Origin of the sequence: Burkholderia anthina (assembly GCF_001547525.1) — a bacterium.
GTDB lineage: Bacteria > Pseudomonadota > Gammaproteobacteria > Burkholderiales > Burkholderiaceae > Burkholderia > Burkholderia semiarida.
This window is the reverse complement of sequence record NZ_CM003769.1, coordinates 654,609-669,810: the sequence shown is the minus strand read 5'-3', so window position 1 is coordinate 669,810 and position 15,202 is coordinate 654,609. Positions and strand designations below refer to the sequence as shown.

Below are 15,202 nucleotides of genomic sequence, written 5' to 3'. Positions count from 1 at the left end.
ATGGCGCGCCCGATCCGCATCCACGCGATTGCGCGAACGCCGTGCGCGGGCGGAACCGGCGGGCGAACATAGCGTACGCATCGTCCGTCACGCCGAACGCGCCTGCGGCTCCGCGGTTTGCGACGACCGCATGCGCCACTTCGCTGGCGTCATGCCTACCTGCCGTTTGAACACCCGTTGGAATGCGGCCTCCGATCGATATCCGACCGATTCGCCGATCTCCGCGACGGACATCGTCGTTTGCGCCAGCTTGCGGCCGGCCAGCGCCATGCGGATTTCCGTCAGCACATCGCTCGCCGAGCGGCTGATTGCCTCTTCAAAGTGGCGTGCGAACGTGGCACGCGACATGTGACAGAGCGCGGCCAGTTGCGGAAGCGTCCACGGCTTATCAGGTTCATCGAACATGGCCGCGAGCGCCGGCTGCAGCCGCTGACGCTGGGCAAGCGCCAGCAGGCCGCGCGGCGCGTGGCCGGTATCGGACGCGCATCGCAGGGTCAACGCAAACAGCGCGCCCGACAACTGGTTCACGACCGTCGCGCTGCCCGGTCGTTGCTCGAACGCTTCCTCGCGCATCAATTCGATGACGCGGGCGAGCCTGGTGGCCGCGAATGCGGCGTCGCGCGCCGGTCCGTCGCCCTCGCTCACGCTGCTTACCAGCAAACGCCCCGGCAGATGGTCGCGCAGCAACTGCTGCGGCACCGCCGGGAGGATGAAGCGGCCGCAGAGCACATCGGCGCCGTCGCGTGTGCGGCCGTTCGTGACAATGGTCAGGCCGTCCTGATGCCGCTCGCGTGCCGGGCGGGGCGGCTTGCCGCTGCCGTCGCGCAGGCTGTGCGCGCTGCCGGAAGGAAACAGCACGATATCGCCGGCTTTCATTCGAAGCGCGGGTTCGCCTTTCGCGCCGGCGTCGCCTTCCACCACGGCCTCGCCGCGCAACAGCACGTGATAGGGAAATTCCCACTCGTTCGACTCGGGATGGTCGATGCGCCACGGCGAGCCGAAGTGGCATCGCACATCCAGTCGTCCGGTGACCGGCATCAGCGCGAGCAGTCGGTCCAGCAGTTCCATATGAGACGTTTGGGCATGAAGTTGCGGAATTATGGCATTAAAGAACTCGCCGCGCACCCCTACACTGACTCCCATGCCATACGACATGGCTAAGCGGTTCAACCCTCAATCCGAACGAAGGAGTCGATCATGTCCCGTCTCACCACCATTCGCCCCGAAGACGCAACCGGCCCGGCCGCCGAAGTATTCGCGAAGATCAAGAAGGCCGTCGGCAAGGTGCCCAATGCGTACGCAACCATCGGAACGCACAGCCCCGAAGCACTCGTCGCGGCGCTGGCGTTCGATACCGCTGTCGCGTCGAGCACGCTCGGCAAGGCAGACATCGAAGTCATCAAGCTGGCGGTCAGCGAATACGCGGGCTGTGACTACTGCGTCGCGGCTCACACGCTGATGGGCAAGCTGGCCGGCCTGACGAGCGATCAGATGAAGCAGGTGCGCGCGGGCGAGGCAACCGGCGACGCCGCGCGGGATGCGCTGGTCACGTATGTCCGTACGCTCGTCGGCACGCGTGGCACGGTGCCCGGTGCAGTCGTCGATGCAGTACGTGCAGCTGGCTATACGGAACGTCAGCTGATCGAGATCAATCTTGCCATCGCGTCGATCACGTTCACGAATCTCGTGAACCGCGTGAACGACACGACGCTCGATTTTCCGGCCGTGGAGTAACGGCGCGTCCGTGCGCGGCGTCGGCAACCGAATCCGGATGATTCATCCGTCGGCCTTCATCGGAACGGATACTCGCCGGCGCGCCCGGAACACGGGCGCGGGCGTGCGCTGCCGCCACGCCGGGTGCACACGTACAGCAAGCTCGAATAACCCGTTCCGAAGTCGTCGATCGACATGTACAGCCGCGCCGGCACCGCGTATCAGCGCGCGGCCGCCTCCGGGTTCCGGACGCTGCCCAGAAACCGCGTCAACTCCACCGTCTGCGGCCGCTCGAAGATCTCGTCGGCCGTCCCGCTCTCCCACACGCGGCCCTGGTGCATGAACACGATCCTGTCGCTCACCGCACGCGCGAAGTTCATCTCGTGCGTGACCATGATCAGCGTCATGTCCTCGCGCGCAAGCTGCTCGACGACGCCCAGCACCTCGCCGACGAGCTCGGGATCGAGCGCGGACGTGATTTCGTCGCACAGCAGCACGCTCGGCTTCATCGCGAGCGCGCGCGCGATCGCGACGCGCTGCTGCTGGCCGCCCGACAGTTGTTCCGGAAACGCGTCGAACTTGTCGCCGAGGCCCACGCGCTCGAGCATCAGTTCCGCGATCGCGCGCGCCTGCTGGCGATGCGCCTTCTTCACCACCGACTGCGCGAGCATCACGTTTTGCCCGGCGCTCAGGTGCGGAAACAGGTTGTATTGCTGGAACACCATGCCGACCTTGAGCCGCAGCGCACGCAGGTCCGCATGCCGCGCATCCACGCGTTCGCCGTCGACCGAGATCGAGCCCGCGTCGATGCTCTCGAGCCCGTTGAGCGTGCGCAACAGCGTGCTCTTGCCCGAGCCGCTGCGGCCGATGATCGAGACGACCTGCCCGCGCTCGACGGAAAAATCGATGCCCTTGAGCACATGATGGGTGCCGAAGTTCTTTTCGAGACCACGGGTTTCAACGAGCGGCATGCCATCTCCTTTGCAACGTGCGCGCGTAACGGGTAAGCGGATAACAGAGCGCGAAATAGATCAGCGCGACGAGGCCGTACACGACGAACGGCCGGAACGTCGCGTTCGAGATCGCGATGCCGACCTTCGTCAGCTCGGTGAAGCCGATGATCGACACCAGCGCCGTATCCTTCACGGCCTGCACGCCGAAGCCCACCGTCGGCGCGATCGCGATGCGCGCGGCCTGCGGCAGGATCACGTGACGCAGTTGCTCGACGTAGCTCATCGCCAGGCTCGCCGATGCCTCCCATTGCCCCTTCGGCACGGCCTCGACGCAGCCGCGCCAGATTTCCGCGAGATACGCGCTGGTGAAGAACGTGAGCCCTGCCGTGGCCGCGACCCACGGCGGCACGTCGAGCCCGACGAGCGGCAGGCCGAAGAACACGATGAACAGTTGCATCAGCAACGGGGTGCCCTGGAACACTTCGATATAGAGCTTCGCGACGCCGCGCAGCAGCGTCGAACTCGATACGCGCATCACGAGCAGCCCGAGGCCGACGAGGCCGCCCGTCACGAACGACACGATCGACAGCACGATCGTCCAGCGCGCGGCCAGCAGCAGGTTCGTGAGAATCTGCCCGAACGTGAAATCGGTCATCGCGCACCTCGCAGGCGACGGGAGAACAGGCGGCGGCCCATCGCGCCGAGCGTGGCGCGCAGCAGCAGCGCCATCGCCAGATACGCGAGCGTGATCACGAAGTACGTCTCGAACGCGCGGAAGTTGCGCGACTGAATGTAGCCGGCCGCATAGGTCAGGTCGGCCACCGAGATCTGCGACACGACCGCCGAACCGAGCATCGTGATCACGATCTGGCTCGACAGCGCGGGAAACACCTTGGCGAGCGCCTGCGGCAGCACGACGTGGCGCAGCATCTGCGCGCGCGACATCGCCAGTGCCGACGCGGCCTCCAGATGCCCTTTCGGCACGGCGGCCACGCCCGCGCGCACGATCTCGATCGAGTACGCACCGAGATTGAGCGTCATCGCGAGGATCGCGGCCGTGTATTCGTCGATGTGCACGCCGAGCGCCGGCAAGCCGAAGAAGATGAAGAAAAGCTGGACGACGAACGGCGTATTGCGGATCGCCTCGACGTACGCGCCGATCAGCGGGCGCAATCGTACGGCCGCGCGCGCGTCGGCGCTGTACGCGGCCGCGCCGAGCACGCCGACCGCCACGCCGAGCACGGTCGCGACCGCGGTCAGCGCGAGCGTGATCGCCGCGCCGCTCGCGAACACGCCGACGTATTCGGCGAGCTCGCCGAATTGAAGCTGGTAGCTCATGGGAACGGAATGAATTCGGGTTCGGACAACGACACGCGCCGCGCCCGGCATGCCGGCAGCGGCGACGTGTCAGGCGACACGGCGATTCGTCACAGTCCGGCCGGCAGCGGCTGGCCGAGCCACTTCCGCGACATCTCGCCCAGCGTGCCGTCCTGCTTCGCATGCGCGATCGCATCGTCGATCTTCGCGAGCAGGCGCGGTTCGTTCTTGTTGACGCCGATGAAGCACGGCGAATTCTTGATCACGAACTTGACCTCGGGGCGGCGCGGCGGATTCTTCGCGAGAATCGCCGCCGCGACGATGTTGCCGGCCGCGATCAGTTGCACTTGCCCCGACAGGAACGCCTGGATCGTCGCGTTGTTGTCCTCGAAGCGCTTGATCGTCGCGTTCGGCGCGAGCTGCGACAGCGCGATCTCCTCGAGCGCGCCGCGCGTGGCGCCGACCGTCTTGCCGGTCAGGTCGGCGGGCGCGCTCACCTTCACGTCGGACGGGCCGAACACGCCCTGGAAATACGGTGCGTACGCGCTCGAGAAATCGATGACCTTCTCGCGCTCCGGCGTCTTGCCGAGCGACGAGATCACCATGTCGACCTTGTTGGTCGTCAGGTACGGAATCCGGTTCGCGCTGTTCACGGGCACCAGCTTCAGCTTGACGCCGAGCGCCTTGGCGAGCAGGCCGGCCATGTCGATGTCGTAGCCCTGCGGCTGCATGTCCGTGCCGACCGAGCCGAAAGGCGGATAGTCCTCGGGCACCGCGACGCGCAGCGCGCCGTTTTTCGCGATGGTGTCGAGCGCATCGGCATGGGCCGGCGCGGCGGCGAACAGCGCCATCACGGGTGCGGCGATCAACGCAGCCAGCCAGGTGCGTCGGGGGAACGGTCGGGTCGTCGGGCTCACGGTGAATCTTCCTTGTCTGGTATGTCGTCGGGGCGCGCGCAACCGTTGCGCGGCCCGACACGACTCCAGCAAGAACCGGGCCACGCCCCGCGCAACGCTTGCCGCACCGACCCAGCCGGGCAACCCGTCGATCCGCATTCCTCATTTCGGTGCATGAGCCGGCGCCGGCGGCGGCGGTTGCCCTCACAGGGCGCGCCGGCGCACCAAATTAACTGGCTGGTTCACCGTCTGAAGCCGGAACCTGTTTTGCGGGCACGTTACCCAGCGACTCGCTCGAATGTATCCGCATTGGTCTGGACCGCATGCGCCCATCCCATCTCCAATGCTCGCGAACCTTGCCGAGGCGCCTTGCTGGTCACGACATGCCATACCGTCTCGAGCTTGCCGTCACGCAGCATGCCGGTGAAAGAACAGATCCCGCTCACCAGGCCATCCGATATTCCGAAAGCGAAGTTGATGCAATCGTCAAACCAGACACCTGAGACAGGCAGATCGTGACCGAAGAACGCGCTGTCGCGCAACGCGGTGCTGAATACACCGCGGATGGCGCCCGCCTTGTCGTCCGTGATGGAAAGTGTGGAGCCGTATTGATTACGCCACGTACCGATCCAGTTCATAACGCACCTCCGGAGCACCGATCGCACGCTAGCGGGCCGAGCGTTCCTAGCGTCGGCGCCTGCCCGCGGCAATCGGGCCCTCAAAGCCGGCGCCGCGCATCGGCGAACACCGTCGTGACAGGGAATCCTGGCGCGGAATCCAGCAATAGTGAAGCATCCCCGGCGCCCACGTCGCCGGGATGACGATCAAAACGTACAGACGCTCGTCGGACGAGATGAGCCGCTGCAAGCAGGGATTCGTCCAGCGCGAACCCTTTTGTTCCGCTCCTCGTCGAGCCCACTTTGCCGTCCGGTGCGAAGGCTCGCACGCGTCGACACGGTTCGATCAAGCGGCCCGCACATGTATCAATTGCTGCTGCGGTCGCCGCGACGACGTCAAAAGGATGTCGAGCAACTTTCTCGCCCGAACCGGCGCGGGTCACCCCTTCGGCGCTCCCGTCGCTGCACCGGCGCTCTCGGGTGCTGACGGCGGAACGCGTCGTCATGCTCGTGCAAGCCGGAGAATCGGTCGGTCGCCCACGCCGCGACGTGACCCGCTGCATGCCGCGGGCAGGTCGTCGACAACCCCGAACACGCGATCGATCCCGGCGTGCCGCCCACGTTCACTCAATACGACTTGCCGCCCACCGTCGCCGCTTCCAGTTCGCGCGTGATGATCTGGCTGCCGCCGACGTCGGCGACCGACTTGACGAGACCGACGCCCGGCGCGAGCCAGTCGTCCGCGATCGTCTTGCTCGTCAATGCCGGGTTGGTGAAGGTCTCGGTGGTGCGATAGTGGCATGCGTTCGCAAACGCCTTGCCGTTCCTGAGGTTGACCGTTTCGCGCGCGACGTAAGTCCGCTCGATCGAGACGGACGTCTGCGCACCGCCGGACGGAAAGACGGGCGTATCAACGTAATTCGCTGTCTCGCTTCCGGCGAGTCCGATCGTCTCGACGTAAGGCGGCGAGTTCACGTCTCGCAGCACGAGCGTGCTGCCGCTGTAGACCTCGCCGCCATAGTTCGTGCGCACGCCGTTGCCGACCAGATAGTAATGATTGGTCTGAATCGGCGAGCCGGGCGTGGTTTCGGCCTGCTGCGTGAGCGCCACGCCCTGGAACGTCGCAGGCCCATAGGTCCGCGTGTACACGCCGTTGTCGACAGCGGGGCTCTGCGCGGTCGCTTGCGTATACATGTGCAGCTGCACGGTGTCGCCTTGCTGGTAAACCGGATCGCATTCGACATTCGATGCGGCCGTCGATCCGGAATCACCGCCGGGCGTGCCCGTGGTCGGCGTCCCGCCGCTCGGGCCGCTGCCACCGTTGTTGCTCGTACCCGATCCGCCTGACGAAGCGGGCGAGGAATGGTCGTCGCCGCCGCAAGCGGTCAGCGCGAGGCAGGTCAATGCGATCAGTGCAGCGGCTTTCATCGGGATCACCTTTCAAACGAAAAAAGACGAACGAAACCGGTACGCACGGATCGCCCCGCGCGCACGGCCCCACACCAATCAGGAAGCAGAATCGGCCGGCGGCATCCCGCCGGCCCGTCGGCGTCAGTTGACCTGAAGCTGGCCACCGCGGCCCAGCCCGCCCTTCACGTCCTGCGCCTTGTAGCTGCGCAGCGCGACGACCATCTTGTTCCACGCGTCGATGAACGCGACGACCGTCGCCTTGCCTTCCGGCGTCGTCGAGAAACCGGCCAGCCCGCCGCCCACCCCGCCGCCGAGGCCGCCCAGCGCCGCGCCGTAGTTCGTCGCCGTCGAGCTGCCTTCCGACGCCGCGATCTGCACCGCCGAGCGCACGTCGAACAGCGTCAGCGTGACCACCGACGCCTTCGTCTGCAGGTGCCCCGCCACCGCCGCCACCGCGCTGTTGCCGATCAGCCCGCCGATCATGCTGCCGATCCCGCCGATCGGCGAATCGTTGATCACGATCTGCGGCTCCATGTAGTAGTCGGCCGCCACACGCTGGCCCTTCTGCTGCTTCGAGCCGGCACGATACTCGCCCGAGTTGCGTTGCAGCTGCGTGATGCGCGACAGGCGCGCGTCGCTCTTCTGGTTGCCGATCGACGTGATCACGAAGCAGTTCGACTGCTGCACGGCCAGCCGCAGCAGCGGGTCGATGCTCGTCACCTTCGTCGCGCTGCCGAACGGGCCCCACCAGTCGGCGTTGCGGCCGTCGTCGACCGCGATCGTGCCCAGCGGCGACGCGCAGCGCTGCAACTGCGAATCGGCGCCGGCGCTCGCGCCGCCGGCCGCCGCGCCCGTCACCCCGGCGTTCTGCCCGCCGGGCGTCACCATGCCGCCGCACCCCGCGACGGACGCGCCAAGCGCTGCAACCAGCGCACCTTGAATCAGACGTTGGGAAAGGTTGGTCTTCATGTCGTTGTCGATCGATTAGAGTCGTTGTTCGGCTTATGGGTCCGTGCGAACTTCGATAAGCCCCCCCGGCGTGGCGCGCGATGGTGGTCTCCCCGCGGCTGCCCCCGTTGCTTCAGGCCCGATGCCCGGTCAGTAGTACCAGTACGTCTGCTGCCAGACGCCGTAGTACGGATAGCCCGAGTACCAGTAGCCGTAATAGACGTCACGCCACTGCGTGCGCCATTTCCAGTCTTCTTCGTCTTCCTTCTTCGCCTTGCGCGCGAGATCGAGCAGCTTTTTCGATTCCTTGTCGCCGCGGCCGGCCGCGATCGACAGCCACTTCTCCGCTTCGCGCGCATCCGAGCCCATTTCCTCGAGGCCGAACAGGTAGAAACTGCCGAGCGCCTTCTGCGCGTTCAGGTCGCCGCGTTCGGCGGCCTCGCGCATCCACTTGAGGGCCTGGTAGCTGTCCTGGCGCACGCCGTCGCCGCGGAAATAGCGCAGGCCGAGGTCGTAGGCGGCCTTCGGCTGGGTCTTCGCGGTTTGCTTGAGCGCGGCGATGCGCGGATCTTCCCGGTCGTCCGCATCGTCCCTTTTTTGATAGGAGACCTGATCTTTAGGGCGATCGGAACACCCCGTGTCGTCGCAGATCCGTACCGTGCTGCTGGTGATGGACGGATCCTGCGCGCAGGCGGCCAACAGCAACAGCAGCCCCGGTGCGAGTAAACGGCGATACATGGGTACCATCCTCAAGTTTTATTGGCGCCGTATTGCTTTGCGCGCTCGCCCCGCGAGCATGCCCCCGGCCGGTGCGGGGCGCGGTGAAGATCGTCCGCGGGCCCCGTGCCAAGGCTCTCTCAGGTTCTCTTTTCGGCTTGACGCATCGTTGCAGCGTGGGATCGGGCGGAAAGCGCAAACGGAAATCCACCCCGGTTCCGTCTCTTCGATCCACGCAATATCGACCACGGCTCACTCGGTTCAAATGATACATATCGGTCTATCCAATAGTCAAGACGACTCGATAACCGGTTTGCCGCGTGAAGCATGCCGAGCCGGAAGTACCGTCGGACAGGAGCGGGAGGCGATTTCATCGAGCAGCATGATGCTAGAATAATCGGTCTATGCTGCTGAAACATCGAGGAGGAAGCCGTTCGTGCGAGCCAACAAACGCCAGCTGGTGGTAGACAAAGCGACCGAACTGTTCTCGAGGCACGGATTCCACCCGGTGGGCGTCGACTGGATCATCGACGATTCCGGTGTCGCCCGCATGACGCTGTACCGGCATTTCGCGAGCAAGGACGAGCTGATCCGCGAAGTGCTGGTCCAGCGCTACGACCTGATCGTCGGCAGCATCGACGCGCAGTTGCAGCACGTCGTCGATCCGGTCGAACGCGTCAAGACCATCTTCGACTGGTACGCGGCGTGGTTCAGGACGCCCGAATTCGCCGGCTGCCTGTTCGAGCGGGCGCTGGCCGAATTCGGCACCGCTTACGCGCCGATCTCCGACGTCGCGATTCGTTATCGCCGCAAGATGGTCGAATGGATCGGAGAACTGATCGCCGCGCTCGTGCCGCTCGAAACGGCCAACCGGCTCGCGACCGTCTTCATGATGCTGCTGGACGGCGCCACGGTCGAAGCCCGGGCGTTCAACGATTCCGCGGCGGCCGGCCGCGCGTGGCAGGCCGCGCACGCCCTTCTCGAACAGGCGATGCACACGGCCGGCTCGCCCGCCGAAGTCCGGCAGCGGGATCCGAACGGCCTCACGAGCGGCGGGCGGCCCGAACAATAACGGCCAAGCGGCTGCGCGTTCGCGCTCCGGCCCCGCATCGAGCCGTCGCCCGCTTTTCGTTTCGCCGGAACGTCATTCCCGCCGACATACCCTCCACCGTGGTTCGCGAAACGCGCTGCCCCCTTCCGCGGCGAGCGGGAACGAATCGTGCTCGCACGCCGGCCACCCGGATCCAATTTATTTTCTTTGACGAATACCGTATTACCAGCGAATATTCGCGTCGATCAAGCAGTTAGTACCGCTCAAAAACAACACGAGACGATGCTCGCTCATGCAGTCGGGGACGTTACGCTGTTTCGCCAACGGATACGTGATCGAAGGGGAAGAAATGACGCCGTTTTCCCAGGATGTGAGCATCAAGCAAACCGCCGCCGTCTCCAAGGCAGCCGCCCCGTCGCCTGTGTTCTGGAAAGCGGGGCCGCTCGTCGAAGCCCCGCCGCCCGAGCCGAAATCCGCGATGCCGGAACTGCGCGATTTCTTCGCGGCCGCCGCACTGCAAGGATTGCTGTCGCGCGACGCCGGGCGCAACGTGTCGACGATCGCCGACTACGAATCGAAGCGCGCGGTGAGCGCCTATCGGCTCGCCGACGAAATGCTGAAAGCGCGATGACCCCGCACGCCGGCCAGCGCCAGCCAGCCCGCGCGCCTGTCGTCCTTCGGCACGCGCGGCATCGCGCGAAACACGGGCCGCCATGTCCGTCCGGACGCTGACGCGCCCGGCCATTCAGTTGCCGCCCAATCGCGAAACCGTTGCGCCGATCGGCTGCGCCAGCAAAACGGCGTTCAGCCCGACGACGACGGCAGTCGCGCCGAGCGCCGCGCGGCGCGCGATGGGTCCGCTCGCAAAGGCGCCCATGACGTCACGGCGGCCGCAGAAGTAAACCAGCGCGAGCATCGGCACCGGCAATACGACGGACAGCACGACCTGGCTGATCACGAGCGCCTGCATCGAATCGACGCCCATCCCGACGACGACGAACGCGGGCGCCATCGTGACCAGCCTGCGCAGCCAGACCGGAATCCGAAACCCCACGAAGCCCTGCATGATCATCTGCCCGGCCATCGTGCCGACGACGGAACTCGAGATGCCGGCGCTCATCAGCGACACGAGGAAGCAGGCCGCCGCCGCCTGGCCGAGCAACGGCGTGAGCATCCGGTACGCCGATTCGATCTGCGCGACATCGCGATGGCCGGCGTGAAACGCCGCGCTCGCCATCACGATCATGGCCATGTTGATCGCGCCGGCGGCGGACAGCGCGACGAGCACTTCCCGGTTCGAGAAACGCACCATCATCCGGCGCTGCGCGTGGTCGAGCCCCGACGCGCGTCGCTGCGTGAGCCCGGAGTGCAGATACAGCGCATGCGGCATGATCGTCGCGCCGACGATGCCGACCGATACCGTCAACGCCTCGCCGCGCGGCCATTCCGGCACGACGATATGGCGCCCGACTTCGGCCCAGTCGACCGGCGCGATGAACAGTTCCGCGAGATAGCAAAGACCGGTCACGCCGACGAATGCGCCCACCGCGATTTCCATCGGCCGGAACCCGTTCCGGTCGGCCAGCAGGATGCCGTAGGTCGCGAGCGCCATCACGAACATCCCGGCGAAGGTCGGCAGGCCGAACAGCAACGACAGCGCGATCGCGCCGCCGAGGAATTCGGCCAGCTCGGTGGCCATCGCGGCCAGCTCGCTCGCGACCCACATGCCGAAGACCACCGGCCGCGGGAAATGCACGCGGCACAGTTCGGCGAGATTGCTGCCGGTGACGATGCCGAGCTTCGCCGACAACGACTGGAACAACATCGCGATGCCGTTCGCCATCAGCACGACCCAGAGCAGCGCGTAACCGAATTGCGCGCCGGCCCGGATGTTCGTCGCGAAATTGCCAGGATCCATATAGGCGACCGACGCGACGATCGCCGGTCCAGCGAACGGCAGCGCCGCCAGCGGCCCGCGTCGCCGGCCGGCAAAAACCGCGCGCATGTCCGCCGCGGTGCGCTCCGTCGCCGCGTTCCTGTCGAGCGTGGCCATCTGCACTCCTTTACGAAACCGGCATCGCGCGCCGCCGACGCGGTTCGCCCCGCCCGTCGCCGACACGCCGCGCCGCATCCGCGCCGGCATGGCATGGCCCATGCGGCCGAAATGACAACCGTTTGAAAATCCCGCAACGACGATTGCAGGTCACAACGATGTGCTCGCGTCACCACCGCTTCCGCTCTTGCGCATGCCGCACGCTTGCGGCGGCAACCGGCCACTTCGCCGCGAGAAGTCGGCCCTCCCGAACCGTTCGCCGTCGGCGCCCGACGCCACCCGCGCCGCGCCGCCATTGCCGGTTGGCTCGATGCATTCGCGTTGTACAACCCACGCCTCGGCATCCGCGACAACACCACGTCGACCGTAGCCGGCAGCGGCCAGCATCGCGCATGCCCGGGATCGTCGGCCAGCCCGCGGGATCGGTTCGTGCTGTTTCGACACCGCGAATCCCGCGCAATCCTTTCCACGGAGATGCCATGTTCATCCACAACACACGGCTTCAGTACACGGTGCGCGTCGGCGCGCCGAATCCCGGCCTCGCCAATCTGCTGCTCGAGCAGTTCGGCGGCCCGCAGGGCGAACTCGCCGCCGCGATGCGTTATTTCACGCAGGCGATCACCGAGGAAGACCCGGGCCGCAAGGACATGTTGCTCGACATCGCCACCGAGGAGCTGAGCCACCTCGAAGTGATCGGCTCGATGGCCGCGATGCTGAACCGCGGCGCCAAGGGCGAACTCGCCGAAGCGGTCGACGAACAGGCCGAGCTGTACCGCAAGCTGCACGGCGCGGGCAACGACAGCCACGTGACGCAGGTGCTGTACGGCGCGGGCGCGCCGCTGACCAATTCGGGCGGCGTGCCATGGTCGGCCGCGTACATCGACACGATCGGCGAGCCGACGGCCGACCTGCGCTCGAACATCGCGGCCGAAGCACGCGCGAAGATCATCTACGAGCGGTTGATCAACGTGACCGACGATCCGGACATTCGCGACGCGCTGGGCTTCCTGATGACACGCGAGGTGTCGCACCAGATGTCGTTCGAGAAGGCGCTGTATGCGATCACCGCGAATTTCCCGCCGGGCAAGCTGCCGCCGAAGGCGCCGTACGATCACGTGTACTTCCGGATGCAGCCGGATGCCGCGCCGCTGGTCGGCCCGTGGAACCACGGCGGCGAACTGGAAATCCGTCCCGCGGAACCGGCGGTCGACGGCGGCAGCGGAATTGCCGAGGGCATGCTCGACGCGCAGCAAGCGGAGGCCATCGAGGCGATGGCGCAGCGACTCGCGTCCGATCCGGACAGCGACCCGGTGACGGGCGCCGAGCTCGGCGCGGGGCAGCCGGCCCCTCAGGGCCGCAAGCCGGGCAAGCCGGACAGTGCCTGAACGGATGTGTCCGGCCGTACGACGAGGACGCCGACGCGCCGGCGAAGCGGCAGGAACAACGGCGCGCCCGACGCCTCGCCGAACGGGCGGCGCGTTCGGCGCGCATCACGCGCCCGTTTCGCCCGACCGGCTCTGGTCGCCCTGGTCCGCCATCAGATACTGGATGACCAGCGTCGGATCGGCGATGTCGAGAATCAGGCGGCGCATCACACGCTTGCGCATATGGTCGTCGTCGAGCGTCCACGGCCCCGCCGCGTCGCCGAGGTAGCGGCCGATCGCGCCGCGATGATCGCCGTCCGGAGGCAGGCCGAGCCGCGCGGCGAGCAGGCCCGCGATGACGTCGTCGATCTCGACGTTCAGCGGCCTGGAATCGATCGAAAGTTCGAGCTTCATCGTCGGTCTCGCAAACATGAAAAAACGGCGCGACGCGCCCCCGCTGTCGCGCGCGCCGGCAAAAGCCGCTCCGGCCAGCGGCTGTTCGACCATCGCAGGCGGGCCTGCGACGCAGGTCAGTAGCCGAGTTCGGGCGCGGAGGCCGGCTCGGCGCTGTCCTCTTTCGGTGCTTGCGCGACGGTCGCATCGGTCGTCAGCACGAGGCTCGCGATCGACGCGGCGTTCTGCAGCGCGGTACGCGTGACCTTGGTCGGATCGACCACGCCTGCCTCGACCAGATCGCCGTACTCGCCGGTCGCCGCGTTGTAGCCGAAGTTCCCCTTGCCCTCGAGCACCTTCGAGATCACGACCGACGGTTCGTCGCCCGCATTGGCCGCGATGACGCGCAGCGGCGCCTCCAGCGCGCGCAGCACGATCCGGATGCCGGCGTCCTGGTCCGCATTCGCGCCGCGGATGTCCGACAGCGCCGCGCGCGCGCGCAGCAGCGCGACGCCTCCGCCCGGCACGATGCCCTCCTCGACCGCGGCGCGCGTCGCATGCAGCGCATCGTCGACGCGATCCTTCTTCTCCTTCATCTCGACCTCGGTGACCGCGCCGACCTTGATCACCGCCACGCCGCCCGCGAGCTTCGCGACGCGCTCCTGCAGCTTCTCGCGATCGTAGTCGCTCGTCGCTTCGTCGATCTGCACGCGAATCGACTTCACGCGCGCCTCGATGCGCGCCGCATCGCCCGCGCCGTCGATGATGATCGTATCGTCCTTGCGCACCTCGACACGCTTCGCACTGCCAAGATCCTCGAGCGTGGCCTTGTCGAGCTGCTTGCCGGTTTCCTCCGAGATCACCGTCGCACCGGTCAGGATCGCGAGATCCTCGAGCATCGCCTTGCGTCGGTCGCCGAAACCGGGCGCCTTGACGGCGGCGACCTTCAGGATGCCGCGCATCGAATTCACGACGAGCGTCGCGAGCGCTTCGGCCTCGACATCCTCGGCCACGATCAGCAGCGGCTTGCCGGCCTTGGACGCCGCTTCGAGGATCGGCAGGAGGTCGCGGACGCTGGAGATCTTCTTGTCGTGCAGCAAAATCAGCGCGTCGTCAAGATAGGCCGCCTGCTTCGCCGGGTCGTTGATGAAATACGGGCTCACGTAGCCGCGATCGAACTGCATGCCTTCGACCACGTCGAGTTCGTTCTCCAGCGACTTGCCGTCCTCGACGGTGATCACGCCGTCCTTGCCGACTTTCTCCATCGCATCGGCGATGATCTTGCCGATCGCGTCGTCGGAGTTCGCGGAAATCGCGCCGACCTGCGCGATTTCCTTGTGGGTCGAAATCGGCCGCGACAGCTTGCGCAACTCGTCGAGCACCGCGCCGACGGCCTTGTCGATGCCGCGCTTCAGATCCATCGGGTTCATGCCGGCCGCGACGTGCTTCATGCCTTCCTGCACGATCGCCTGCGCGAGCACGGTGGCGGTGGTCGTCCCGTCGCCGGCCACGTCGGCCGTCTTGGACGCGACCTGCTTGACGATCTGCGCGCCCATGTTCTCGAAGCGGTCCTTCAGCTCGATTTCCTTCGCGACCGACACGCCGTCCTTCGTGATCACGGGCGCGCCGAAGCCGCGTTCGATCACGACGTTGCGGCCCTTCGGGCCCAGCGTCACCTTCACCGCGTCGGCCAGCACGTTCACGCCCTTGACGATCTGCTGGCGGGCGCCGTCGCGGAATTTCACGTCTTTTGCACTCATTTTCTTGCTC

17 protein-coding genes are annotated in these 15,202 nt (G+C 66.4%); 4 read left to right on the top strand and 13 right to left on the bottom strand.

Annotated elements, in window-relative coordinates; all coding sequences use genetic code 11:
- Positions 1-87: 87 nt before the first annotated feature.
- Complete coding sequence (locus tag WS64_RS19160) at positions 88-1,068, bottom strand: AraC family transcriptional regulator (RefSeq protein ID WP_059578927.1); 981 nt, start codon at positions 1,066-1,068, stop codon at positions 88-90.
- A gap of 129 nt (positions 1,069-1,197) precedes the next feature.
- Between WS64_RS19160 and WS64_RS19155 the strand changes: the two genes are divergently transcribed.
- On the top strand, positions 1,198-1,734 hold the full coding sequence (locus WS64_RS19155; RefSeq protein ID WP_060967316.1) for a carboxymuconolactone decarboxylase family protein: 537 nt from the start codon (positions 1,198-1,200) through the stop codon (positions 1,732-1,734).
- Between the two features lie 200 nt (positions 1,735-1,934).
- Here WS64_RS19155 and WS64_RS19150 read toward each other — a convergent pair whose 3' ends face one another.
- The 9 genes from WS64_RS19150 to WS64_RS19115 form a co-directional block, all read right to left on the bottom strand.
- Entirely contained in the window at positions 1,935-2,684 is a 750-nt protein-coding gene (locus tag WS64_RS19150) for an amino acid ABC transporter ATP-binding protein (protein WP_059578922.1), read from the bottom strand.
- Positions 2,671-3,321, bottom strand: a complete 651-nt coding sequence (locus WS64_RS19145; RefSeq protein WP_059638614.1) for an amino acid ABC transporter permease — start codon at positions 3,319-3,321, stop codon at positions 2,671-2,673. Before WS64_RS19145 ends, WS64_RS19150 begins: the two co-directional genes overlap by 14 nt.
- The gene (locus tag WS64_RS19140) at positions 3,318-4,004 is read right to left on the bottom strand and encodes an amino acid ABC transporter permease (RefSeq protein WP_060967315.1); all 687 of its coding nucleotides are present in this window, start codon (positions 4,002-4,004) and stop codon (positions 3,318-3,320) included. The genes WS64_RS19145 and WS64_RS19140 overlap by 4 nt, the downstream gene beginning before the upstream one ends.
- 89 nt (positions 4,005-4,093) lie before the next feature.
- Complete coding sequence (locus WS64_RS19135) at positions 4,094-4,900, bottom strand: transporter substrate-binding domain-containing protein (RefSeq protein ID WP_060967314.1); 807 nt, start codon at positions 4,898-4,900, stop codon at positions 4,094-4,096.
- 257 nt (positions 4,901-5,157) lie between these two features.
- The gene (locus tag WS64_RS19130) at positions 5,158-5,517 is read right to left on the bottom strand and encodes an avidin/streptavidin family protein (RefSeq protein ID WP_059638610.1); all 360 of its coding nucleotides are present in this window, start codon (positions 5,515-5,517) and stop codon (positions 5,158-5,160) included.
- Between the two features lie 80 nt (positions 5,518-5,597).
- Positions 5,598-6,002 carry a hypothetical protein gene (locus WS64_RS34405; RefSeq protein ID WP_155720453.1) on the bottom strand — a complete coding sequence of 135 codons (405 nt, stop codon included), beginning with the start codon at positions 6,000-6,002 and terminating at the stop codon, positions 5,598-5,600.
- Positions 6,003-6,123: 121 nt separating this feature from the next.
- Entirely contained in the window at positions 6,124-6,924 is an 801-nt protein-coding gene (locus WS64_RS19125) for a hypothetical protein (protein ID WP_059638608.1), read from the bottom strand.
- Positions 6,925-7,047: 123 nt separating this feature from the next.
- Positions 7,048-7,875: a hypothetical protein gene (locus WS64_RS19120; protein ID WP_059581218.1), complete on the bottom strand. Its 828-nt coding sequence runs from the start codon at positions 7,873-7,875 to the stop codon at positions 7,048-7,050.
- Between the two features lie 129 nt (positions 7,876-8,004).
- Positions 8,005-8,592 carry a tetratricopeptide repeat protein gene (locus tag WS64_RS19115; protein WP_059644760.1) on the bottom strand — a complete coding sequence of 196 codons (588 nt, stop codon included), beginning with the start codon at positions 8,590-8,592 and terminating at the stop codon, positions 8,005-8,007.
- 415 nt (positions 8,593-9,007) lie between these two features.
- On the opposite strand from WS64_RS19115, the gene WS64_RS19110 reads away from it, so the two are divergent.
- Both WS64_RS19110 and WS64_RS19105 read left to right on the top strand, forming a co-directional pair.
- A complete protein-coding gene (locus tag WS64_RS19110) occupies positions 9,008-9,643 on the top strand; it encodes a TetR/AcrR family transcriptional regulator (RefSeq protein WP_060967313.1) in 636 nt (211 codons plus the stop codon).
- 328 nt (positions 9,644-9,971) lie between these two features.
- Positions 9,972-10,253: a hypothetical protein gene (locus WS64_RS19105; protein WP_059644903.1), complete on the top strand. Its 282-nt coding sequence runs from the start codon at positions 9,972-9,974 to the stop codon at positions 10,251-10,253.
- A 114-nt stretch (positions 10,254-10,367) separates the two neighbouring features.
- Here the strand turns inward: WS64_RS19105 and WS64_RS19100 are convergent, their stop codons facing one another.
- Positions 10,368-11,675, bottom strand: coding sequence for an Nramp family divalent metal transporter (locus WS64_RS19100; protein ID WP_060967499.1), 1,308 nt, complete (start codon positions 11,673-11,675; stop codon positions 10,368-10,370).
- 479 nt (positions 11,676-12,154) lie between these two features.
- Between WS64_RS19100 and WS64_RS19095 the strand changes: the two genes are divergently transcribed.
- Positions 12,155-13,060: a manganese catalase family protein gene (locus tag WS64_RS19095; RefSeq protein ID WP_059578827.1), complete on the top strand. Its 906-nt coding sequence runs from the start codon at positions 12,155-12,157 to the stop codon at positions 13,058-13,060.
- A 105-nt stretch (positions 13,061-13,165) separates the two neighbouring features.
- On the opposite strand, the gene WS64_RS19090 is transcribed toward WS64_RS19095, so the two are convergent.
- Entirely contained in the window at positions 13,166-13,453 is a 288-nt protein-coding gene (locus WS64_RS19090) for a hypothetical protein (protein WP_059644964.1), read from the bottom strand.
- Between the two features lie 116 nt (positions 13,454-13,569).
- Positions 13,570-15,192 (bottom strand): chaperonin GroEL, encoded by a 1,623-nt coding sequence (gene groL, locus WS64_RS19085; protein ID WP_060967312.1) that lies wholly within the window; start codon positions 15,190-15,192, stop codon positions 13,570-13,572.
- Between the last annotated feature and the right edge of the window lie 10 nt (positions 15,193-15,202).